General features: G+C 68.1%; 12 protein-coding genes. 3 read left to right on the top strand and 9 right to left on the bottom strand.

The features are described 5' to 3' along the window. Window positions 1-846, bottom strand: an 846-nt coding sequence (locus GZ998_RS00415; protein WP_219108284.1) for a PAS domain S-box protein, incomplete at its 3' end; no start/stop codon positions are given. A gap of 212 nt (window positions 847-1,058) precedes the next feature. Here GZ998_RS00415 and GZ998_RS00410 point away from each other — a divergent pair. Both GZ998_RS00410 and GZ998_RS00405 read left to right on the top strand, forming a co-directional pair. Then, window positions 1,059-1,790, top strand: a complete 732-nt coding sequence (locus GZ998_RS00410; protein WP_161923476.1) for a response regulator transcription factor — start codon at window positions 1,059-1,061, stop codon at window positions 1,788-1,790. A 198-nt stretch (window positions 1,791-1,988) separates the two neighbouring features. Further along, a complete protein-coding gene (locus GZ998_RS00405) occupies window positions 1,989-3,584 on the top strand; it encodes a cell wall metabolism sensor histidine kinase WalK (protein WP_257504872.1) in 1,596 nt (531 codons plus the stop codon). Between the two features lie 49 nt (window positions 3,585-3,633). Here GZ998_RS00405 and GZ998_RS00400 read toward each other — a convergent pair whose 3' ends face one another. The 8 genes from GZ998_RS00400 to GZ998_RS13270 form a co-directional block, all read right to left on the bottom strand. Beyond that, entirely contained in the window at window positions 3,634-4,149 is a 516-nt protein-coding gene (locus GZ998_RS00400) for a PH domain-containing protein (RefSeq protein ID WP_219108281.1), read from the bottom strand. 85 nt (window positions 4,150-4,234) lie between these two features. After that, the gene (locus GZ998_RS00395) at window positions 4,235-5,332 is read right to left on the bottom strand and encodes a phosphatase PAP2 family protein (RefSeq protein WP_219108280.1); all 1,098 of its coding nucleotides are present in this window, start codon (window positions 5,330-5,332) and stop codon (window positions 4,235-4,237) included. Beyond that, a complete protein-coding gene (locus GZ998_RS00390; RefSeq protein ID WP_162678902.1) occupies window positions 5,295-6,341 on the bottom strand; it encodes a class C sortase in 1,047 nt (348 codons plus the stop codon). Before GZ998_RS00390 ends, GZ998_RS00395 begins: the two co-directional genes overlap by 38 nt. A 205-nt stretch (window positions 6,342-6,546) precedes the next feature. Continuing rightward, a complete protein-coding gene (locus GZ998_RS00385) occupies window positions 6,547-8,127 on the bottom strand; it encodes a SpaH/EbpB family LPXTG-anchored major pilin (protein ID WP_162678903.1) in 1,581 nt (526 codons plus the stop codon). Window positions 8,128-8,242: 115 nt separating this feature from the next. Next, window positions 8,243-10,966, bottom strand: coding sequence for a CshA/CshB family fibrillar adhesin-related protein (locus GZ998_RS00380; protein ID WP_219108279.1), 2,724 nt, complete (start codon window positions 10,964-10,966; stop codon window positions 8,243-8,245). 239 nt (window positions 10,967-11,205) lie between these two features. Continuing rightward, complete coding sequence (locus GZ998_RS00375) at window positions 11,206-12,045, bottom strand: class C sortase (RefSeq protein WP_162678905.1); 840 nt, start codon at window positions 12,043-12,045, stop codon at window positions 11,206-11,208. Window positions 12,046-12,426: 381 nt separating this feature from the next. After that, the gene (locus GZ998_RS00370; protein WP_219108277.1) at window positions 12,427-14,085 is read right to left on the bottom strand and encodes a SpaH/EbpB family LPXTG-anchored major pilin; all 1,659 of its coding nucleotides are present in this window, start codon (window positions 14,083-14,085) and stop codon (window positions 12,427-12,429) included. A gap of 69 nt (window positions 14,086-14,154) precedes the next feature. Next, on the bottom strand, window positions 14,155-22,098 hold the full coding sequence (locus GZ998_RS13270) for a DUF5979 domain-containing protein (protein WP_219108275.1): 7,944 nt from the start codon (window positions 22,096-22,098) through the stop codon (window positions 14,155-14,157). Window positions 22,099-22,207: 109 nt separating this feature from the next. On the opposite strand from GZ998_RS13270, the gene GZ998_RS00360 reads away from it, so the two are divergent. Continuing rightward, window positions 22,208-22,540: a hypothetical protein gene (locus GZ998_RS00360; RefSeq protein ID WP_219108273.1), complete on the top strand. Its 333-nt coding sequence runs from the start codon at window positions 22,208-22,210 to the stop codon at window positions 22,538-22,540. Window positions 22,541-24,006: the final 1,466 nt, after the last annotated feature.

The following is a 24,006-nucleotide window of genomic DNA, read 5'->3' as shown; positions in this document are numbered from 1 at the left end:
GCCGTTGAGCTGCTGCAGCAGCTCAACGGCTCGAGCGCTGCGTTCCCTGACCCGCGCGGAGACTGCGGGCACCGAGGACTCCCGGTCGGGACTGGTCGCCTCCGTGACCATGGAACCCACCCGGCCGGCACGGTCGGTTATGGATCGGACCCCCGTCGACCATGATCCCAGGCTATTGATGAGGTCTTGGTATTCGCCGAGTTGCTGGACCAGTTCGTCGGTGTCCCGCTCAATCGCGGCCATGGTGGACAGAATGGTGGACATGGGACTGTCGGATGCGGTGCGGACCGGAACCTTTACTCCCTCTGCCACCAGCAGCGCCAGCTCCCGTGGCAGAGCAGCCCTGGCGAAGGGATAAAGCCCGCGGAAGTGCGCCTCACTCAGCTCTTCGCTCAGGAGTTGGGCACCGTATTGTCCGACCTCGCGACGACTGTGCCCCTGCGCGGCGTACTCGCGTTCAGCGGCGCGCACCCGGACGTACATCTGCTTGACCGGGGTGAACAGGGCATGGTTGCTAGGGCGTACACGCACCGATAGGTAGCCCTCGGACAAGGGCGCCACAGTGGCGAAGACCCAGTAGTCCAGCCCGTCCTTGGCCCGGTTCAGCACGTAGACGCAGGCGGGACGTCCCTGCTCGAGTTCATCCCACATGAGCCGGAAAGCGCCCGCCGGCATGTCGTCATGACGGATGATGTTGTGTGGAGCACCTACGAGTTGCTCGGCACTGTACCGGGACAGCGTGTCGAACACCCGGTTGGTGCTGCGGATGACACCCTTGGCATCTGTGGTTGAGAAGAACAGGTCCTCGGCACCGAACCGGCGCTCGTTACCATCGACGTAGTCCATTACGCTCCCGCGGGATTGGTTGACAAAGGGGATCCTGTGGCTGGATGCTGCGCCGGACGATCAGGGTTCGACCCAACCAGCCTCTTCACCCATGCTGCCACATGAGTTCGGTATATAACGAACTAGCGTTGCGGAAGACGGTCACACCGCTGAGGTGCCCCCCCCTCACAGCTCACAGGTTCACCACAGAATAGGCGTGTTCAATGAAGCGCATGAGCACCTCCGCCGAGACCCTCACCCGCCCTGACGGCTCCCCCATACGCGTGCTAGTTGTAGACGACGAGCAGACCCTCGCCGATCTGCTCGCCTCCGCACTGCGCTATGAGGGCTGGGAGGTGACCACCGCCGGCACCGGCCGGGCCGCGGTCCGCGTTGCCCAGGAGATCGACCCGGACGTTGTCGTACTGGACATCATGCTGCCCGACTTCGACGGCATGGAGGTCATGCGCCGTATCCACGGCCACCAGCCCACCGTTCCCGTCCTGTTCCTGACCGCCAAGGACGCCGTCGAGGACCGCGTGGCGGGGCTCACCGCCGGAGGCGACGACTATGTCACCAAGCCCTTCTCCCTGGAGGAGGTCGTCGCCCGGCTGCGCGCCCTGCTGCGGCGCTCCGGTGCCGGCGCCGACAAGCCCGCCAACGTGCTGGAGGTCGGGGACCTGCGCATGGATGAGGACTCTCACGAGGTGTGGCGCGGCGATGACGAGATCCGCCTGACCGCCACCGAGTTCGAGCTGCTGCGCTACCTGATGCGCAACCCGCGCCGTGTGCTGTCCAAGCCGCAGATCCTGGACCGCGTTTGGAACTACGACTTCGGCGGGCAGGCCAACATCGTGGAGTTGTACATCTCCTACCTGCGCCGCAAGATCGACAAGGGCCGCGAGCCCATGATCCACACTATGCGTGGAGTCGGCTACGTGCTCAAGCCGGCTGCCGGCCAGTAGCCGCGGCGGGCACACATGCGGACCGCTAGCAACTCTGCCAGCAACTCCGACGGCACCCCCAAGGGCGGGTGGCGCTGTCGGCGCGCCTCCGGAGGGGCTGGGGCGGGCGCCGCAAGCGGCCCGCTCGGCCGACGGCAGCTGGCACCCCGCAGTCTGCGAACCCGGCTCGTGGCCGGCGTTATTGGCATCGTCCTGGTCATGGCCGGCAGCATCGGGGCGCTGTCCACCCTGATGCTGCGACACGCACTGACCGATCGCCTGGACGAGCAGCTCGCGGCGGCCTCCGAAAGGGTCGCCGCCCGCCGTCAGGCGGCCGCCCCCGTGGGCGCCGCCCCGGTCCAGGATCCGAGGCTGTCCTCCAGCCCCCAGTCCCCCGGGGATGACGATTCGCGGCCGGCAGCCCCCAGCAACGCCGTACCTATCGGCCTGGATGCGGTCGGCCAGTCCACCGGCACCCTAACGGTGATCGCCTCCGGTGAGCGCGGTGGCGGCAGTGACGCCGACGCTTCCGCAGGCGCGGGAGGCGCAACCGGTTCGGCCGTCTCCACCGTCAAGGCGGGCTACATCGACGACGACGGCAACTACCGCATACTCACCGATGCGCAGTGCCAGGCCCTGTTGTCGCTGGAGGTCACCGGGGAGCCGGTAACGGTGTCGGTCGGTTCGCTGGGAGACTACCGCGTGCTGGTCACCGAGGACTCCGCCAGCGGAGATGTAGTAGTAACGGGCCTGTCCACCAGCAGTGATGAGAAGCTGGTCCGCGCCCAGCTGCTGGCGCAGCTCCTGATCGCCATCATCGGGGCGGTGATCGCCGCGCTGGCGGGCAGGGCGCTGGTGCGGACGGCGCTGGCTCCGCTGGAGCGAGTCGCAGGCACGGCTGAGCGGGTTGCCTCGCAGCCGCTCGCGCGCGGCGAAGTAAGCATTCGCGAGCGGGTCGACGCCGTCGACGTTGCCTCCTCCCAGGAGGTCGGGCAGGTCGGCAATGCCCTGAACACCCTGCTGGGGCATGTTGATGAGGCACTGACGGCGCGTCAGCGCAGTGAGACGCAGGTGCGCCAGTTCGTTGCCGACGCCTCGCATGAGCTACGCACACCGTTGGCCTCCATTCGCGGCTACACCGAGTTGATTCAGCGTAGCGGCGCCGACGCCGTGCTGCCGGAGGAGGCCGTGCACGCCCTGGAGCGCGTGCACTCGGAGTCGGTGCGGATGACGGCACTGGTGGAGGACCTGCTGCTACTGGCCCGCCTGGATGCCGGGCGCGATCTGGAGCACGCGGAAGTCGATCTAGTGGAGATTCTGCTTGACACGGTCGCTGATGCGCGCGCCGCCGGCCCCGAGCACGTGTGGGAGCTGGATCTGGCAGTTCTTGAGCCGCCTGCCGGGCTGTCCCCGCAGGCCGCGGAGGAATTCGTGCCCGAGCCGACGCTGGTTGTAGGCGATGAGGCGCGGCTGCGGCAGGTGATGGTTAACCTGCTGGCCAATGCCCGCGTGCACACGCCTGCTGGCAGCCACGTGCAAGTCATCCTCTCCCGCGGCGACGGCGATACGCTGGTGATCAAGGTTGCCGACGACGGTCCGGGCATTGATCCGACCGTGCGTGAGCGCCTGTTTGAGCGCTTCGCCAGGGGTGACGCCTCCAGGGAACGACGCACCGGCTCCACCGGCCTGGGCATGAGTATCGCGCTGGCGATTGTGCAGTCGCACCATGGCAGCCTGACCGTGGACTCGCGTACCGGCGCCGAGGATCACGGCACCACCTTCACGGTGACGCTGCCGACTTCCCTGGCGTCATAAGGCGCTGCCGGGCGTCGGCCCCGCGGGCACATCCACGCGCCGCACGAGCTCAGTCGTCGGGATCGGCATTGATAGCGCCCTCGACGTCGTGGAAGAGGAGGTTGGCGATCTCCACCTGCACCATTTCCACATCGGGAACGTCCACTAGCACCAGGGGCTCATCCGCACTGGTCTGCAGGGAGAGGCTGCCGCAACCGAATAGGCGGTCGGTGATGGTCCGCTCCTGCTGGACGTCTGAGATGCGGGAAAGGGGTAGATCGTGGCCAGTTTTGTTGAGGATGCCGGCGCGGGTGATAACACGCTTGGAGGTGACGGTGTAGGTAGTCGCCAACCAACGCAGCCAGGGCAGGATGAAAAGGGGAGCCAACGCCACCAGGATGACGACCCACAGGGCGATCACCACGCCGGTACGCCAATCGGCGTCCGGCAGTAGCACGGATGCCACCGCACCGGCGGTGAGCAGGGTGAGGAGAACGATGATGCGCCACAGCAGGACCTTTGGGTGCGTGCGCATATGACGCACAACAACCTCGTCCTTGCTGAGAAGCTTCTGGGGTAGAGCCATAACCCCAGTGTGCCACCCGCCGCTGCTGCGCACCGTCACTCGGGCGACGCCCCGCCTCGCGAGCATGCGCCCGGGCGCACGGTCGCTACCCCGCGTACGGGCGCGTTAGCGCCCCGCCCTGTCCGGCCTCCCGCGGGGTGAGCAGGGCGAGCGCCCCCATACCCGTGCAGGCCACGGCGACAGTTCCCACAGCCCCGGCCGCGTAGGCGATGAACGTGCCGGTACGGCCCAGGGCCTGAATGGTGGCGGGGGTGGGTGCCCCGCCTGCAGCCATGACGCCTTGCCAGTTGAGCACCGCCAGCACCAGGGCCGCGGCACCCGCGAGGATGCCGAGCCCGAGCAGGATGGCAGCGCCGGGCGTGCGTTGGCCGAGCGCGCGTCCCGGCATGCGGCGGCGAGGCGACGGCGCCTGCGGGAGGGCGGCCTGCGGGGGTAGGGGCTGTCCGGTTGCGGGTCCCAGCAGGGTGCTGGCCTGCTGGGTCCGGGCGGGCTCCGCTGTGGTCTCCTCCTCATCCGCCCAGGCGCCGCCGGCGACCGCCAGGGAGCCCCATGCGGTTGCCAGCAGCAGGGCGGCGATTACGTCTCCGGGGCGATGCCACTGGCACACGAGCGTCGAGTAGCCCATGGCGGCGGCCAGTAGGGCCCCCGCCCCGGCCGCGCCCGAGCGCCACTGAGGCCGGGTGACCAGGATGAGGGCGACCGCGGCGGAAGCTGCCATGGCTGTGTGCCCGGAGGGCAGGGTGTTCATACCGCCGAACCGCTGGGACAGCCCGTAGTCCGGGCGCCACAGGACCAGGTACTTCAGCACCTGGGTGGAGAGATTGATGGCGACGACGGCGATCGCCGCCCACAGTGCCCTGCGCCTGCTGCCCCGCCATAGGGCTCCCACTAGTACCACCAGCACGAGCCCGATCGCTGCGGGGAGGGAGACGATGTGCAGCAGGCTGCGGGCATGGTCGGAGACGAAGCGCGCACCTATCAACGAGCCCGCGAAGGCCGCCTGCTCCATGGCCTGACCGGTCGGGTTCGCCACCGAGAGCCACCAGACCCCGATAACGCCCGCGAAGCAGCCGAGGGAGAGCACACCCGCAAGGAGCCGCGGCCGCCCGCCCTGGCGCGGGGCGGCGCCGGGGCGCCGGGCGCCGTCAGGGATGCTTTCCGGACGGAGGTTGGGATTCGTCATTAGGCCCGGATGATACGGCCTCCAGCAGTGAAGCCGCCCCGGATGCGGGCTGGGAGGACTCTGGGAGCCCGGATTCCCTTGAGTGATCCACTCGCTTGCGGGGTGGGTAGCCCGAGCGCCACACGTACAGGCCCACCAGGATGAAGCCGGCGGCGAGTCCCACCGCCCACCAGGGGAAGGAGGGCACCGTGGGGGGCTGGCCGGCGGCGTCTAGGTCCTCCTGCGGGGTGGGGTAGATGCGCTCGCCGGTTACCAGGATGCGGTGGGTGTTGATGCCCAGGGGTGTGCAGGTGACCAGGGTGACCAGGTCACGGCCCTCCTCGGCGCGCAGTGCCTCGGTCTCATCGGGCTCGACGACCTTGGTATCAATCACCTGGTAGGTGAGCACTTCACCGAACACCTCGATGACGAACTTGTCCCCCACACCGACCCGGTTCAGGTCGGTGAACATGCGGGCGTCCGCCAGGCCCCGGTGGCCGGTGATGACGGAGCGGGTGCCTGCCCCGCCCACGGGCAGGGAGGTGCCTTCTAGGTGCCCCAGCCCGGCGAGCAGGGTCTCGTCACTGGTGCCGTGGTAGACGGGCAGGTCCAGGTTGATCGTTGGGATGCGCAGCCTGGCCATGAGTCCTGCGCCGTTGGCGTCCAGGATGGCGTTGTAGTCCAGGGCCGCGTCCCCGCCCGAGCCGGCGCCGGTGGGGATGTTGGTGTTGGCCTCCAGCACGGCCCCTGCCGATAGCGCGTCGTTGTAGGCGTGCGCCTGGGCGAGCTGGACGGCGGCATCGGGGTCGGCGGTGTCGACTTCGGAGTCGTAGGAGGTGATGATCTTGGACTGGTTGTACTGAGTGACCCAGGCAGCGACGCTCGGGTAGGCGAACAGCAGCATGCCGGCTATAGCCAGGACGGCGGGCAGCAGCGCCAGGGGCTGTAGCCGCCAGCGTCGGGCGCCTGTTGCCTGGTTGTTGGCGGCGGCGGGCGCTGCGGAGGGGCGGCGTCGCGCGCGTCGGCTCATGGGGGCCTCCTCAATTGGCTCGGTAGCTGTTGCGGTATGGGCGCTGTGACAGGGCGCAGAGCGCCCCGGGCGGGGCTGGCCTTACGCCCCGCATGCCGATCGGCATGCGTGTGGCGGGCAGGCCCGGGTGGGACCTGCCCGCCACATGATCGCAGCCGAATCGGCTACCTCAGGCGGGACCCGCTAGCGCGGGCTCGCATCGGCGTCAGCCCTGGATGCGCTGACGGTTGCGGGCCACGAGGACCGAACCGGCGGCGAGGAGGACCAGGGCGGCACCAATCAGCATCATCAGCAGCTGGCCGTTGGCACCGGTGAGCGGCAGGTTCGGCACGTTCTGCTTGGTGTTGTCGATGGTGATGTTGTCGGCCGTGGTGGTGCCGGCGGTGATCTTCAGGGCCGTGTTGGCGGCATCGCCGGTGGGCAGCGTGTAGCCGGCCGGGGCGGCGGTCTCAACCAGCACGTAGCAGCGGGTGTTGTTCTCCGGGGAGATCTCGTCCTCGGTCTGGCCCGCCTCGCCGACGAGGGAGTCCACGAACAGGCCGGTCAGGTTGATCTGGCCGTTGGCGTCGGTGGTGAAGGTGTCCACGCCGTTGATCGAGACCGGGTTGCCGGTGGCGGTGGTCTTGTCGCAGGTGGCAGCGAAGGGGTCGGAAGAGTTGTAGACCTGGAAGGTGGCGCCGGCCAGGGTCTTGCCGTTGTCGGCGTCGGTCTTGGTGATCACGGCGTTACCCCAGCTGGAGACGACCGGGTTGGTCGGGGTGTCGGGCGGGGTGTCGCCGCCCTCGGTGTCCACGAACAGGTAGGCGGTGTTGGGGATGTTGCCGGTGTCGGTAACCGACTTGGCGGTGGCGGTGAAGGTGATCACCAGGGAGGCGTTCGGGTTGGCCTTGAGGAAGGCGCGGCCGTCCTCGTTGAACTTAACCTCGAGGTCCTGGCCCTCTGTGACGGTGTAGTAGTCGGAGTCCACGGACTCGCCGTCGAGCGTCACAGAGGCCACCTTGCCGTCGGTCAGGGCGGCGTTGAGCGGGTCGGTGACGTAGAAGGCGGTGAACTGGTCGCCCTCGGCGATGCTCGGGACGGTGACGGTCACCGGGAACTCGAGCTGCGCGGCGGTCTGCAGGCCGTTGGCCGTGACCTCAACGCCCTTGGTGGGGGCCAGGACGACGGTGTTCTTGGGGTACACGTCGATGGTGTACAGCCACTCGCCGTTCTGGGTGGAGGCGTTGTTGGTGGTGTTGTTCGGGAAGGGGATCGTGACCAGGAAGGGCGCAGCCTTCTTGGCAACCTTCGCGGGGGCCTCGGTCTCGCAGACCAGGTAGGCGGCCACGTCCAGGCCGGAGATGGTGGTGTTGCCGTCGCCGTCGGTCTTGGCGGAGGCCTGGCCGGTGCCGAAGGTGGCGGCCTTGTCTCCCGGCAGTGTCAGCGACGGGGTGGCACCGTTGGCGCCGCAGGCGTCCGCGGGGACGTCGAGGTCGGCCAGGCCGTCCCAGGCTGCCTGGGTAGTCAGGTCCAGGTTGGTGATCGGGTAGGCGGTGAAGACGACGTCGGCAACGCCCTTACCGGTCTTGTCGGGGGAGTCGTTGGGCGTGCCGGGCCCGTCGTTCATCGAGCCGCTCTCGAGCTTGTGAATGTTCAGCGTGCCCGTGGCGTCGGGGTTGATGTTGCCGGGGGCGAGGTCGGCGGCGGAGGCGGTGGCGGCGATGCCGCCCAGCCCGGCCAGGGTCAGGGCGAGGGCCCCGGCTCCGGCGGCGACCCTGCCTGCCAGCGTGCGAGTGCTGGTGCTCATGGGTTGGGATTCCTTTCATCTGCGCCGCTGCTGGCGACGCTTATGAGGGGTTGATCGAAATCTGGTGGTGTGGGGCCGGCTGACGCCCGTGCGGTCGCTGCGCCGGCACGGGGTCTCAGCTCTGGACGTTTAGCGCGCGGCGCCTCCTCACAAGTCCAGCAGCGAGAGCCAGGGCGGCCAGGACGCCCCCGCCGATTAGGAAGGTGTCGGCACCGAGGCCGCCGGTCAGGGGCAGGCCGGGAACCGTGGTCTTCTTATTGGTGAACGCCGTGGCGAAGCTGTAGTCCAGCTCGTCGGGCATGATCCGGAAGGTGTGGCTGGTGGTGTCCAGGACGTATCCGGCGGGCGCCTTGGACTCTGCGACGGCGTAGTCGGTGTCCGCATTCCAGGCCAGGCCGGTCACCTTGAAGGCGCCTGCGGCGGGGTCGGAGTCGTAGTACTCGGCGTCCCCGGCCTGCTGGGCGCAGGCGTCGGCGCTGTCGGCGACGCAATCGGTGATCGTGACGGGCTCCCCGGTGCCGGGCAGGGTGAGCTGCCATTCGGAGCCGGACAGTGCCTTGCCGTTGTCCGCATCGGTCTTCTGCCAGGAGACCGAGCCGGTCACGCGCTTGTTCTTGATGTCGCCGTGGTCGACGTCGAGCCCGTCCTCGGAGTCAGGTCCGACGACGATCTGAATCGGGGTCTCGTCGAGCTGGTAGCCGGTGGGCACGGCGTGCTCGGTGAGCGTGTAGGTCCCCCAGGCCAGGTCGGTGAGCTTGAAGTGGCTGGCGGCCGCGTCCTGATCCGTGAAGGGCTGGTTGGAGCAGCGACCGGTGCAGTCGGTGACGATGGTGCCCTCGGGCACGCCCGGGCCGGTCAGGGCCCACTCGGTGCCCTCCAGGTCCTGCCCGGAGTCGTCGACCTTGTGCCAGGTAATGGAGCCGGGCTGGTCGGCGTTGGTGAAGGTGCACACCGTCAGGGTGGCGTTGGCCGTGGTTACCCTCGGGTTGTCCTTGCTGACTCCGGCGACGGTGGTGGTGGGGGGGGTGGGGCCGACCGCGCCCTGTGTGCAGGCCAGGGACTCCAGCTCGTACCCGGCGTTGGCGGCGTCGGTCTTGGCGGCCTCCGCGAGGGCATAGTCGCCGGCGCTGACGTAGCGGGTCTGGCCCGAGGTGTAGGTGAGGGTCGTGTTGCCGGTCTTGGCGGTCAGGTCCCAGTCGGCGGCCGTGGCGGTCCCGCCGTAGTTGTTGCTGACTTCCTTGACCAGCCGCAGCTGGGCGGGCAGGTTCAGCAGGTAGTCCTCTACCTCGCCGCCGACGGTGACGCCGGTGGGCTTGCTCTCGGCCTCGTGAGTGCTGGCGCGCAGCCGCAGGTAGGTGACCGTCTTGTTCACCAGGTTGGTGTCGACGGGCGCCTGGGGCACGTTGAAGGTGAGGTTGACGCGGCCGGAGGCGGGGCAGGCCTGGGTGTTGGAGCCCTCGTTGTCTTGGAATTCGCCGTCGCCGTTCCAGTCGATCCAGCCCTGGATCTTGCCGTCGCCGCCGCAGGCGACGCCGTTGATCGTATATGTGCTGGTGTCCCCGTTGAGGACGTCGATTGGCAGCATGGCGCCCTGCTGGATGGACGAGCGGTTGTCTAGCGCGTCTTCATCGTCATTGACACCGTTGGTGTCATCCCCGTCGGCGCCATCTGAGAAATGCTGCGAGACCTCGGAGTCGATGCGGGTACCCAGGTGCACCGTGGAGGGCGGCTCGTTGGTGATGTCGGCCAGGGTCATGCCCCATACGGACCTGTTGTTGGCATTGGTGAGCGCGGTGCCGGTGGTCCAGCTGGGCTGGAACAGGGCGCCGGCTACGCCGTAGGACTCCGGGGCGTCCCCGAAGTCTGTCTCAATGACCACACCGAGGGCGACGGCGGTGAAGCCGCGTCCCTGGATCTGCACGCCGGCAGAGGTGGCGCCCTTCATAAACATAACCGCGCCCGGCCCCACTCCGCTGCTCGGGTTCTCATACTTGCCGCCACTGGCGTAGACGCATTCCTGGCCATTGGGCGTCATGCGCATGAAATTCGTCGTTTGCTGGTTCCACCAGTTGGTCTGCGAATACGTGGAGACGAGCACATCCGTGGTGCAGCCGTCGTTACGGTAGCGGTCTAGGGCGTACCAGGTCACCGGCGTATTCGAACGGGGCGCCGCCTGAATCCACTCCGACTGTTTGGTTTCGTCTTGGTAACCCGAGGCCACGGAGGAAGCCTCGGCATCGGCGAAGACCAGACCCTGCAACGGCACCGGCTGGCCGTTAAGGGTGGCAGAGCACTCGAAGTTGAAGGACAGATTGGCGTGGTCCGTATCGTTGATCAGACCAATGGCCATCGTATTGGCATTCGCGTACTGGTCGGGGTAGTCCCCCGGGGACCCGCTCCGCCAGTATCCGGTACCACCTATGTTGTACAGGTCATCCAGGGAGTCACCCGCCCAGGTACCTGGGGTATACACCTTCAGTGCGGATTGATGAGTCCGGTTTTGCTCATTCGGGTTAGCCCGCAGGCTGCTAATGGTGCAGGTCGTAACCAAGGTGCCGGCCACGCCGAGGTCGCGGGTATTGGTGACTGGGCGCGAGAGTCCATCACCGGAGTTGAGTAGAGTCTCGCCATTACTACCCCACTGGATCCACTGGATGTCGTTCTTGAAGCGGCCCTCACCACCAGTGGCGAACAGCCCCTTCCCATCCGCCTCAGCAGCATCAGCGGGTGCAGGCGATACCGCGACCGCGCCGACGGCCGCCAGGGCTGTACAGGCCAGCACCGCGGCAGCTCGCCGCGACACCTTTCTGATGCGGGCGGTGGCGGACTTAACAAGCACTACAAGACTCCATGGGTTCAGGACGGCTGGGGCGCCGTCTACTTAACGCACAAGACGCGAGATCTGGTCGGTTACTGGAACGACCCTAGCGAGCCCCCGGAGGCGCTTAGGGCGAGCGAACTGACCTGTGCCAAACCTGTGGCAGACCCGTGCTAGCACCGTCGCAAGCCGGTTACCACGGTTACCCTATTGAGCTGAATAGCACCTTAAAAACGTTGGAGACCGTGATATTCCGCGGCTTAGGAACAGCGCGCGCAACGTGCGCGGCGCAGTACGCGGCGACCCGCCGCGACGGCCAGCACCGTCAGAATCACGGCAACCGCCGCCATCAGCCACATCATCCAGCCGCGTATAGGGGCGGGCGTGGCCTCCGCCTGCTCCGCCGCCGCCTGTACCGGGTCCATCGGTACACGCGTACCAGTAACTAACAAGCGGTGGGTATTGACGCCGTAGGGCGTACAGGTGATCAGGGTGACCAGGTCCTCCCCCGGAACCTTGTTCAGTGACTCCGTCTCCGTAGGCAGTACCACGCGGACATCATTAACCTCGTATTTGAGGGTTCGGCCGGCCGTGTTGATGTAGAAAACATCTCCCTCCTCCAGCTCCGTCAGGTCATCAAAGAGGGTGGCGGAGCCCAGCCCGGTGTGGCCGGTAAGCACCGAGTGAGTGGAAGTACCGCCCACCGGCAGCGCCGTCCCGAATAGGTGGCCCACGCCGTGCGCGAGCGTGTCGGCATCGGTGCCGTGGTAAATCGGCAGGTCCACGTGAATCTTGGGGATGACGATCTGCGCCATGACCTCATCCAGGTCCAGCTCGGCCAGGTAGGCCCGGTACTGGGGGGTGTCAGGGCGCTGCTGCTCCAGCCAGGGGTCGAGGATCGGGGCGGAGGCCAGTTCCCGGTTGTACGCATCGGCGCTGGCGAGCTCGGCAGCGAGCACGTCGGAGCTGACGTTGTCCATCTGCGCCTGGTACTGGTTGGCGATCTCCTGCTGGCGGGCATTGTTGTGCTGCGTGGCCAGCACCGGGTAGGCCAGGACCAAGGCGCCGGCTAGCGCCAGGATGAAGGGCAGCACGCCCATCAGCCGACTCCGCCTGCCCGGTGAGCGGGACGGCCCGCGCGACTGGCTTCCCGCCCCGCCCCGGGGCGGCTCCACCCCGCCGCCAGTAGCAGCTGGCTTCGCAGCCGCCGCCTCGGGGACGCCCCCCGAAGCGCCACTGAACTCATCAAGGACGTCAGTGCTTACGGACGACCGGCCCATTCGGATCCCTCTGCGTGGTTCGTTACTGCGAGTTGGTAGTACAGGTGAGTGACGGATGACACGTGCCTCCCACCGTAGCGGCGGCGTGTCTAGCCATCCCTGGAAGGCGACGGCGTGCGCGACCGGAGACACCGGCCGACGCACGCCGTCGTGTTGCGGAGGGTGGGGATGACGCCTGGGGTCATCCCCACCCTGCGTGTGTCAGTCCTCGGCGCTGCGGCGCTTGTTGTACACCGCGAGCAGGACCGCACCGCCGACCAGCAGGACGCCGGCGATGGTGAGGAACAGGATGCCGTTCGCACCGGTCAGCGGCAGGCGGAAGCCGGCGTCGGAGGGAACATCGGTGACCTTCACGTCCAGGGTGTAGGCCAGGACGTTCCCGTCGGTGTCGGTGTTGGCGATTACATTGGCCTTGAGCACCTGGAAGGTGATCACGCCGCTCTGGAGCTCGTAGCCCTCGGGTGCCTTGGTCTCCACCAGGCAGTACCAGCCGGGGTTGGTGACGTCGGCGTTGTCGATGAAGTCGTTCGTCTGGAGGGCGTCGATGGTGACGGTGCCGTCCGTGCCGGTGGTGAAGGTGGCGGCGTCGGCGGTGGTGGCGCCATCGGCAACCTCGGTGGCGGTCAGCGCGTCACCACTGATGCCGGCGTCGGCGCGCTTGACCACGCCGCCCTGGGAGGCGCCGGTCGGGGTGCACTGGTAGACCTGGAACTCCGCTCCGGCGTACTTCGCGGCCTCCGCGTTGTCGGTACCGGTCTTGGTGATGGCGACCTTGCCGTAGTAGGAGTTGACCTCGTCGCTGGGCTCACCGGGAACGTCGGGGGTCGGGTTCTCGGGGTCCCACTTGGTCTGCGAGTCGTTGGGGATCAGGTAGGCCTCGTTGCTGATCGCGCTGGAGCCGCTGCTGACCTCCTTGACGACGGCGTTGATGACCACCCGCACCTGGGTAGTGGCGTCACCGGCGTCACGAGCCTCCGCGATCTTCTTGCGACCGGCCTCGGTGAAGGTGACGGTTACGTAGGTCTTGCCGTCATCGCCGGCCGCGGAGACGATGTTGTAGTCGGTGCCCTCGCTCAGCTCGGCAGCCCCGGTGCCGATCATGGACACCTCGGCGTTGGAGTAGGACAGGCGGGAGTCCAGCGGGTCGACGATCTGGTAGTTCTTGATCGTGGCGCCGCCGGCTACGTCAAGCTTGGGCACGTCCGCCTTGATCGTGTAGGTCAGGGTGTCCCCCACCGAGGGGGCGGTGGAGTCGCTGACCTCCTTGGTGGAGTCCACGATCGAGTTCTTCGGGTAGACGTGGACGTTGTAGTTCCAGGAGGCCTGGTTACTCGGGTCGGTCATCGGCAGGGTGACGATGAAGTCCTCCGCCGGGGTGACGTTCGCCGGAGTGGACGACTCGGAGACCAGGTAGGCCGCGACCGGCAGGCCACTGAACGTGGCCAGACCGTCGCCATCGGTCGTCTGGGTGGACGGGGTGCCGGTAGTGTGGCTGCGCGCGGCGGAGACGTCGCCGTCCAGGGCCGCGAGGGCCTCCCATCCCGCCTGGGTGGTCAGGTCGAAGTCCAGCGGCGTAACGGTGAAGGTGACGCCGGAGACCGGGGTGCCGGTGGCGCTGGGGTCGACGAGGCCGTTGCCGGCACTGGTGCCGTTTGACTCGGTCTGCGCGAGCTTGTGGATGGTCAGGGTCGACGTCGCATTGGCGTCAATCGTGGCCGTGTTGACCGTTTCGGTCGTGTCGGCGGCAATAATCGCCGGCACCGGGGCAGCCGTGGCGACGGGCGCCGCGACCGCACCACCGATTGCAAGGGCCACCGCCGCGGCGAGGCCGGCGCAACGGCGCCTGGTGAGGGATGACATCTGTTCTCCTCGTTGATGGGTTCGTGGGTTACCCGGCTGCCCGGTTGGCCCCTGGCTGTTCCCGGTAGCTCAGGCCCTACGGCCCCGGCGTCGGGAAGTCTGGGTGATGGTCAGGACCAGTGCCGCGGTGAGCAGCAGGCCGGCCCAGGCCACGTACACGCCGATGCCGCGTCCGCCCGACAGGGGCAGCGTGCCGGTCTCGACGTCGTGAATGTTGATGCCGATGGCCGTGATGACGTTGCCGTCGGCGTCGGTGACGGCGGGGATGACCTTGATGGTGTCCGCCGTCAGGTTGGTCTGCGCGAGCGTGATGGTGGTGTTGCCATCGGCGTCCACACCCAGGTGGAACTGGATGGGCCGCGGCAGCAGGCTGTGCCCGGCGGGCGCCTTGGTCTCAACCACCCAGTAGTCGCGGTTGATGGGCAATCCCGCGGAGGTGAACAGGGAGCCGTCCACCGGGTCCACGCTCACGCCGTTCTCAATCGGGGTGGCACCATCCGTGCTCGGGTCGACGTCGTAGATGTCGAACTCGGCGCCGGGCAGGTTGGTGGTGCCGTCCGGCTGCACCTGGGTGCCGGTCTTGCGCAGCGTGATGATGCGCTTGCCGGCGTCCGGGGTGACCGGCTCACAGGCGGTGTTGTCGCTCCGCCCGGAGGCGTCGCGCCCGTCGGTCGGGTAGACCTCGTTGAACAGGCCGTGGCCGGGGGTGCGGGTGCCGTCCGCCTCCACGGAGCACTCCAGCAGCTCCTCCGAGTAGTCGGCGTTGCTCGGGTCCACGCTCACCGTGACGGTGATCGTGTACTGGGCCGTCTGCCCGGGTGCGATCACGTCGCCGTCGGTGAGGGTGTAGTAGCCCTCCGCGTCGGGCTCGGCTGCGACCGGCTCCCCGCCGGGGGCGGTCACGGTCACGCGCTCGATGTCCAGGCCGGGTGCGAAGTCCGGCTTGTCGCGCAGCAGGCCGGTGGACTGGGCCAGCTCGCCCTCGTTGGTCACCGTGATGGTGTAGGCAACGTCAAAGCTGGAGGACGTACCAACGCCGGTGGTGGCCACGGACTTGGACACGGTCAGCCGAGGCGTGAGGCCCAGGCAGGCGGTGTTGTTGGCATCGCCGTCGGTGTCGCCCACCATGGCGGTGGTGTTGACCAGGCCGGCGGGGGCGCCGTCGGCGCGCTCGTGCCCGCACTGGTAGTCGGTGTCCTCGAAGTCTGCGGCGGCGGAGTCCACGGTGAAGCTCACCTGAACGGTGATCACGCGAGTGCCGCCGCCGGTGACGGCGCCGTCCTCACCGGCGGTACCGCCGGCCAGCACGGGGCCGGAGCCGGCCCGGGCCAGGGTGATGACTCCGTCCAGCACGCCGTCGGTGATGCCGGGAATCCGGGCGTCCGCGGCGGTCTCCCCGTTCTCCAGTACGGCGACGCCGGTGATCTTGGCGGTCTCCGGCAGGGCCGGAGCGTCGGTGACGTCGGCGATGATCTGGCTGGCGGCCCGGGAGGTGTTCTCCAGCGTCACCGTGTAGGTGGCGGTGTAGGTGTCCCCGTTGCGGACCACGTCAACACCGTCCTTACGCACCGAGAACTTCGGGTTGGTGGGCACGTCGCCGCAGTCCTCGGCGGTGTCGGTGACCTCGCCGGAGGTGACGGTGGCGGTGTTGTGGATGGCGTTGCCGTCGGTGGCGGCCTGCGCGCTGCACTGGCCGTCGCCGACGCCGGGGACGCCGGTGTCGGGCGCGGTCACGTTCAGCACCACGGTGTAGGTGTGGGTGGCGCCGGCCGGCAGGGTTGCGCCGTCGACCACGGTCACGGGCCCGGCCTCCTGGGTGAGCGCGTCCTCAAGGGCGCCGCCGGTGACGGTGATGGAGTTCAGCGTGGTGCCCTCGGGGACGGTCGGGGTGTCCACCAGGTCATAGGTGAGGCCCTGCACCTGCGAGGGGTTGGTGACGCTCACCTCGTAGGTGACGTCCCAGGTCTCGCCGGTCCAGTTGCCGTCGGCGTCCAGGTGCTTGGTGGTGCCCGTGAAGGTCTTGTTCACGCCGGCGTGCGGGACGACGTCGTTGGTGACCGTGGCGGCCACGGCGGCGTCAGCCCCGGCGGGCAGGGTGAAGGTGACCGCTCCGGGGGTGGAGGTGTCGGCGTCAGCGCCCTCGACCGCGTAGGTCATGGGGTCGCTCCAGGTGAAGGAGCCGTCCGTGGGCGCGGCGAGGGCGTCGTCCCCGGGGGCCGCCTCGGTAAGGGTGCAGGTGGCGCCCACGGGCACGCCCTCCACGGCGACGGCGGTGCCGTCGGCGGGCAGGGTGAGGGTGCCGGTGAAGGTGTCCTGGCCGGCGGTGCAGGTGTAGTCAACCGTGTATCCCTCACCGGTGGCGCCGTCGGTGGCCCCGGAGATGGCCTTGTTGACGGTGAAGCCGGTGGCCAGGAGGCGCTGCGCGGCGGCGTTGGTGACCTCCGCGGTGGAGGTGGCCTCCCGGGCGATGGTCTGCGCCTGGGTGACGGTGCCGTAATCGCCGTCGAGCTCGGGGTCGGTCCACTGGTAGGACGGGTCGCCGCCCACCGGGGTGGTCGGGCGGCCGGTCTCAGTGACCGTGCAGTCGGAGCCGACCAGGATCTGCGCGTAGTCGCCGGTCAGGGTGGCGGTGCCGGCGCCGGTGACCCGCCAGGTGCCCGCGTTGCCGGTGCCGTCCGGGGCGGTGCAGGACCAGGTGCCCGCGTAGGTGTTGGCGGCGGCGGCGGTGACGCCGTCGAGCCCTTCGACGAGCTTGTTGATGGCCAGGGCGCCGTAGATGCGCTGGGTGGAGTTGGTTACCCGCAGCACCGGGTCGGAGTCCTGGGCGATGCCCGTCAGCGTGTTGCCGTCGGTGAAGGCCTGCCCGTCCGCGGAGACGTCGTAGGCGGGGTTGTTCCACGCGTAGGAGACGTCCTTCAGCCCGGAGGCGTCGATGGGCGTGTCCTCGGTGAGGGTGCAGTCGGCGCCCGCGTACACGGTGGCGCCGGTGGCGCCCGCGGCGATAGTGGTCGAGCCGCCGGCGGCGGGAAGCTCCCAGCGTCCGCCGACCTCGCTGCCGTCCGCCTGGGTGCAGGACCAGCCGCCGTGCACGGTGGCGCCGTCGTTCAGGGCGCCGTCGATGCCGGCGTAGGCCTTGGTGACGGTGAGCGGCTGGGCGGCGCGCTCGGCGTCGTTGGTGACGGTGAGCGTGTTCGCGGCGGCGTCCGCCCCGATGGTGACCGGGTCGGAGACGGTCGGCTCGGCCCAGCGGTAGGAGATGTCCTTCAACTGGTCCTGGGTAGGCGCCTCCTCGGTGGCGGAGCAGACGGTGCCCAGCGGCAGGCCGTCCTCCGGCAGGCCGTCGATGGTGGCTGCGCCGGCGCCGTCGGCGGTCCAGGTCAGGCTCCAGTCCTGGCTGGTGCCCTGGGCGTCGTCGTAGTGGCAGGCGATGTCGCCGGAGAAGGAGTCGTCCACGACGACACCGTCGGACAGGCCGTCCCCGTATGCCTTGTTCAGGCTCAGGGAGGAGGTGACGCGGCGGATCGTGTTGGTGGCGGCCACCTCCACGGTCTCACCCTTGGTGACGGTGACCTCGTCGGGGAACACCGTGACCATGTCCCAGGCGTAGGAGGAGTCCTTGAGCTGGTCCTGGGTGGGGGTGACCTCACTGATGGCGCAGGTCCAGCCGGCCGGGATCTCCCGGTCGAAGGCGACGCCGGTATCGCCGTCCGCCACGGTGGCGGTGGCGGTGAGCTCGCCGTCAACGCCGGGTGCGGTGCAGGTGGCGTTCAGGGTGAAGGTCTGGCCGTCCTTGAGGCCGTCCGTCTCCCCGATGACCGTCTTTGCGGCGGTCAGGGAGCCCATGTCCCGGTTCACGGTGTTGGTGACGGTCATGGCGGCGGTGCCGTCCGCCGTCACGGTGGCGGCGTCATACGTGGGTTCGCCCCAGGAGAAGGAGGGGTCGGTGTCCGGGGCGCCGGAGGCGTCCAGGTCCTCGGTGGGCGTGCAGGTGGAGTCGACGAAGGGGGCCTCGTCGCCGTCGTAGGTGATGGCGGCCTTGCCTGCGCCATCCACGCTCCAGGTGCCGGTCACGTCGGCGTCACCCTCATGGGTGCAGGTGAAGGTGCCGGAGTAGGTGTTGTCGGCGCCGAACTGGGTGGCCAGCTCTCCGGAGAGCACCTTGCTCAGGTTCACGTCGGCGCGCACGCGCTCAATGGTGTTGGTGACGGTGACGGTGCCGGAGGAGGCGTCCTCACTAGTGACGGTGACCGGGTCGGTGATGGTGGGCGCGCCCCAGGCGTAGGAGCCGTCTGCCAGGCCGCCGCTGATGGTGCCCTCGGTGACCGTGCAGGTCTGGCCGAGCGGGATGTCACCGACCGTGACGGTCTCGCCGTCGGCGAGGGAACCGGAGTAGGCCTGGGCGCCGTCACAGGTGACGGTGACGGGGAAGAGCTTCTCCCCGGCGCCGGCGAAGCCATTGGCCTTGTTGGGCTCCGCGACAGTCTTGGTGACCTGGATGGAGCCGTAGCGCTCGCTCATGGTGTTGGTGGCGGCCACGGCCACACCCGCGTCCTCGCCGCCGGGCATGGTGAAGGTGATGCTCGCGCCGTCCGCGGACACACTCGCCCCACTCGACGGCGTGGCGGTCATGGATGTGCCGTCTCCGTCCCAGCGGTAGGGGTCGATGGCGGCGGGGAGGGCGTCCGTGCTCTCAGTGACCGTGCAGGACGAGCCCTCGGGGATGCCGGTGATGGGCTCGGTTACCTGGCCGGCCCGCACGGTGGCGGTGCCGCTGATGGCCTCGCCGCTGAGCGGCGTGCAGGTGTAGTTGAAGGTGAAGTCGGTGTCCTGGAAGCCAGTGCCGGCCTCGGCGCCCTCCACGCTCTTGGTGATGGTCAGCCCGCCGGTGGTGCGGGCGACGACGTTGGTGACGTCCACGTTGCCGGTGCGGGTGCCCGGGTCAATGGTGACCGGGCCGGAGGTGGTGCCGGCGGTGGAGAACACGTAGGAGGGGTCGGCGGCGTTGGGGGCGCCGGGGTCGTCCTCGGTGACCGTGCAGGTGGAGCCCAGCAGCACGGCGGCGCTGGTTCCGTTAGCGGTGGCGGGCCCGGAGGTGACGTTCAGCGTGGCGGCGCCGGAGCCGGTCACCGACCAGGTGCCGGTGGCGTCGTCGTCGCCGGGGTGGCTGCAGGTCCAGGTGCCGGTGTAGGTGTTGTCAGCGCCCTGGCCGTCCAGGTCGGTCAGCTGCTTGGTGATGGTGAAGTCGCCGTAGTCGCGCTGCCAGGTGTTGGTGACGGTGACCTGTTCGGTGCGGTCGCCCTGGACGGTGACGGTCTGGTCATCGGGGCCGGCGTTCCACTTGTAGGAGGCGTCGGTCAGGCCCTCGGAGCCGGTGGGCGCCGTCTCGCTGACGGTGCAGTTGGCGCCGGCGGCAATGTACGGCGTGGTGCCGGTGGCGGTGGAGCCGGTGGCCGACAGGTCAAAGGTGCCGGTGTATTTCTCGGTCTCGCCCTGGGCGGGTGCGTCACAGGTGACGGTGACCGGGAAGGTCGTGCCCGCGGTCACGGGACCGGCATCGGGCTCGACGTTCTTGGTGACAGCCACCTTGCCCCAGGCGGCCTCGGTCGGGTTGACGACGGTGACGGTCTTGCCGCCGTCGGCCGCGCTGACCATGGTGCCCTCGGCGGCGTCGAGGCCCTCGTAGCTGGGGGCGCCCCAGTCGTAGGCGTCGGCGAGCAGGTCCTCGTTCAGGGAGGCGGCGGGCTCGGAGACGGTGCACAGGGCGCCGCGGGGTACCTGCACGGTGCTGGTGGCGCCGTTGGCGACGTTCACTGTGCCGGCGTAGTCGGCACCGCAGTCGTAGTCGATGGCGAAGGTGGCGTCACCGCCGTTGTAGCCCTCGCCGTCCACGCGCTTGGCGAGGTTCAGGTCGACCAGCACGCGCTTGTAGGTGTTGGTGACGGTGATGGAGTCGAAGCTGTCCTTGCCGGCGGTGACGCTGGAGTTGTCGAAGCTGCCGGAGCCGGTCCACTCGTAGGAGGAGTCCTTGAAGTCGCCGTCCGCGGTCTCGGGGGCCGCCTCGGAGAAGGAGCAGGTGGTGCCGGCGGGGACGGTGAGCTTCGCGGGGGTTCCGGTGGAGACGTCCAGCGTGCCGGAGCCGCCGTCGCCGTCGCAGGTGTATGAGACCGCGAAGGTGCGGTCGGGCGAGCCGGTCCAGCCACCCGCGGCGGTCTCGTCTTCCGGCTCGACGACCTTGTTGACGTTGATGGTGCCGGTGTGGCGGACGATGGTGTTGGTGACGTTCACCTGGCCCGCGGCCGGAGCGGTGGGAACCACGACCGACGAGTTGTCGATGCGGGGGGTGGTCCACTCGTAGGAGTCGTCCCTGAGGTCGCCGCTGGGGGCGTCCTCGGTGATGGCGCAGCTGGCACCCACGGGCAGGCCGGAGATGACGGCGGGCTTGGAAGTGGTGGCGGACCAGGTGCCGGTGAAGTCCCGGCCGTTGGCGCTGCCGCAGTCGTAGGTGCCCGTGAAGGTCTTGTCCTGATCGGTCAGGCCGCCGTCGGGATCGGAGACGGCCTTGTTGATCTGGATGGAGCCGGTCTTGAAGGTGTTGGTGACGGTGCAGGTGACACGCTGGTTGGGAGCGAGGGTGACCTGGGAGTCGGTGACGGAGACGGCGTCGCCGTTCTGGTTCACGCATTGCCAGTCTCCCTGCTGGGAGAAGCCCTCGACGTTGCCGGTGGTGGCCTCAGACAGGGTGTAGGTGCCCGAGCGGGTCCACTGGCCCGTCACGGAATCCTCGCCGGACAGGCCGGAGATGATCCGGTAGGGGAAGGCGGCGCCCTCCTCGGAGGCCTGGGTGGGGGTGGCCGTCAGGGTCCAGTTCTTCTCGCTGACGGCCGGGAAGGTCATGCCGTCGATTTCCTTGACCAGGGTGAGCTGGGAGCGGCCGACGTACTCGTTGTGCCAGGTACAGGTGATGGCGGTGTTCTCTTTGGTGTCCGCCAGCTCTGAGCTGGACAGGTTCAGCGTGCCCTCGGACAGGTTGACGGCGGAGTCGGTGAGCACCTCACCGTTACGGTTCATCAGGGGCTGCTTATCGCCGTTGGTGATACAGGTGACCCCGGTCAGGCGCCAGCCGGAGCTTGTCTCCGTAACCGTGTTGGCGTCCTTCTCCTTAACAATGGCCTGGTCGTCCGGAGCCAGCAGCTCGTATGGCTTAGCGCCGGTGGCGGTACCCGCCTCGCCCCAGCCGCTGGGCTTCAGGGGGTTGATGTCGCCCCAGTCAGCGAGTGCCGTGGATCCTTCGGCGGAGACGTTCTCGTACTCGAAGGTGGGGATGGTGGTCGAGTTCTCCAGCGAGGGGTCTGTCGTGACGTCCTTGTTGAAGGTGACGGCACGGACCTGCTCCAGTGAGCCGTACAGGCAGCCGTAGGTCTCGGTGCCCTCCTTGGTAATGAAGGTCCGTTCAATCGGGCTGTCGGCTAGGCTCGCGTTACACGATGAATCGCTGCCATTATTTACGAATCCCCATAGCTTCAGCTTGTAGGTAATACCGTCCTGCTCGTACCCCTTAGAATCCGGCAGGGCAGGGTCGATCTCAAGGATGTCATCCTCGCAGGAGCGGCCGAACGCGTCATAGATGGCGCCGCGCACACCGTTCGTCGCCTCGCCAGCCACCTCGCCATCGCCGTCGGGGAAGGAGATGAGGCCACCCGCACGGCCGTGCCGACCGTAGGCGTAGTGGTAAGGGCCGTTCCAGTTCCAGACGTACTGCCGTCCGTTCCAGTACCACGCCCCCGTGGAACGGAGCCCTATGCCGCCATTCACGTCATAGGCGTACTGTCCGGTACCGTCCGCGTTGTAGCTGCCGTCCTGGTTGAAGGTGGAGCGGCAGGTGTTAGGAGTCTCTGTAAGGGTCCAGGGGAAGGAGGACTTGATCGCGTCACCAAGGGTCAGGTCCATGGTGCCGGAGACCTCCGTAGGGGTCACGGTACCGAGCTGGACTACGGGGTTGTTCCCGTGGCGCATGGTGGCCACCAGGAAGGGGTGGCCGGCAGTGACTTCTTCCGTAAGCTCAGGCTTCAGCCCGACATTACTTTGAGTGCTCGCGGTAAAGTATGTTGGACACCGCCCGCCTATGGGAAAGCTGTACCCAAAAGACGCGTATGAGCCAGAGTTCACCACCGACGTGGAGTACACGCCAGCGTTGGCATTCACGCCGTTCGGCGAGTACCGCACACAAGCATTGTCGTACGCCGACCTGGGAGTCGGGAAGGAGTTCGTGGTGACATCGCGCTGCACCGCGGTGGCCGTGCCCAGGCGGACCACGACCTCAGCCGCCTGGGCGGCAGGCTGGATAGGTAGCACTACGCCGCCGATCAGGGCACTGGCGAAGAGAGATAGGACGGTGACTACCGCTGTGGCTCTGGAGCGCGAAACCGCCCGCGTCCGGCGGGATGGTGCGGCGTGACGCATTTAACGACTTCCCCGTATGTGTTGGAACAACAAAATCGCTTTCAACCGAAAGCATCCACACGCAATCCCCTGCGAGCGGTTTTTACACAGTACCTCGCCGCACCGGCACCTGACTCACGATTGACAGTCTATGCAGCAACATTTTAACCACAGTCTAGGCAAGGCGCATGTGAGCGCAACGCTCCGGCTACGATCCGCGACCAAAGCCGCATAGGCCGCACCTCATTCAGAAAACGTCACACGACAAAACGGGCTCATCTGGTTAGGTTGTGGTTGCCTGGTGGTGGTCGCTGTGGTGGTGCTGGCGGGTCCGGGATCGTCAGGATGCTGCGCGGAGCGTCGTCGTCGGGGTCGCTGTCGGCATGGCGGGACCCGGGGTCGTCAGGCTGGCGCGCGGGCGGTGGCTGCCGGCGGTTGAGGGCTGCTGTGGCGTGACGGAGCGTCCGCTAGATGCCAGGCTGGGCGCGGGGACTGTCCCTTCTCGGGTTGTGTGCACGCCGTGGCGCCCGGAGCGCCCGGGGCGGGTGGGTAGGCCACCGGCCCCAGGGCGCACGGGCGGTTTACCGTGCCCCTCACCGCTGGTAGCGCGCCGGGCCTTTTGCAACGCCACTTCGGCGTCAGCAACGCTAGTTGCCCGCCTGCTGTATACCTTGCAGCCCTTCAGCAGGCCGTTAACCGGCGTTGTTAACCCCGAAGTGGCGTAGCAGGCCACCGCAGCACACAGCCACGCAGCCACACAGCAGAATCGCTCTTCCGGTTGGCGGGTGTGGTGTTGAGAGACTGGCCGCGGAGTGGCAGCCGTACTCGGGCCGACGGTCGTGCTCGAGCACGGGAGCACAGCCCCAGACTCGCAAGGCCGCGCTAGGAAAGCTGTTGTCAGGCACGTTAGGGCGTGCTCGGGCTCGGGAGGCTGCTGCCGGTGGGCGCCGATGTACCCAATAGGTCCTCACCCAACCAGGTACGTTCTCGGGCCGAGGCGGACTCGCTTCGGCGGGGTCGTGCGCGGGGCTGCGGGTCCGGCCGTGTTGGCGGCCCCGGGCGAATCGTAGAAATCATTGAGACTACGCGGCTTCCTAACCGGGGGGACAACCGCCGACGGCACCGGCCAGCGATCCCGCGGTTCCAACGATCCCAGCGGTTACAGCGATTCTGCCACCGACCCCAGGTGCTGCGGGGAGGCGTGCCCATGCGCGCAGGCCACAGCAGACCAGTGCCACACACCAGGCTCAACGGGGAGGCACGCACCGCTGCGGGGGCGCGGACCGGGCCGGCTCGCCCGTGCGCCCCGCGCGACGCTTCGGCACGTCCCGAGACGGTTCGTACCTTTCGGTGACGGTTCGTCACTTCGCATGACGGTTCGTACCTTTGCACCGACGATTCGTACCTGGTGGTGACGGTTCGTACGGTAGGGGTACTGTGCTGTCTCCACACTTCTGGGACGGTTGAGTCTCATGACTTCTG

Origin of the sequence: Actinomyces sp. 594 (assembly GCF_019325145.1) — a bacterium.
GTDB lineage: Bacteria > Actinomycetota > Actinomycetes > Actinomycetales > Actinomycetaceae > Actinomyces.
The sequence above is the reverse complement of the archived record's forward strand: the minus strand, read 5'-3'. Positions and strand labels throughout refer to the sequence as shown.